The 227-nt window shown below is 51.5% G+C and carries 1 rRNA gene; it reads left to right on the top strand.

The annotated features are described in order from the left end of the window. Positions 1-227 (top strand): 16S ribosomal RNA (locus LPAF129_RS11150); the annotation flags it as partial.

The raw sequence follows: 227 nt of genomic DNA, 5'->3' as shown, positions 1-227 counted from the left end.
AAGAGGGGGATAACACTTGGAAACAGGTGCTAATACCGCATAAACCAACTGATCGCATGATCGGTTGGGCAAAGATGGTGTATGCTATCGCTTTTGGATGAGCCCGCGGCGTAGTAACTAGTTGGTAAGGTAACGGCTTACCAAGGTGATGATACGTAGCCGAACTGAGAGGTTGATCGGCCACATTGGGACTGAGACACGGCCCAAACTCCTACGGGAGGCAGCAG

The sequence above is a fragment of the Ligilactobacillus pabuli genome, from assembly GCF_022836475.1.
Taxonomy (GTDB): Bacteria; Bacillota; Bacilli; order Lactobacillales; family Lactobacillaceae; genus Ligilactobacillus; species Ligilactobacillus pabuli.
This window is presented reverse-complemented; position numbering and strand designations above follow the sequence as displayed.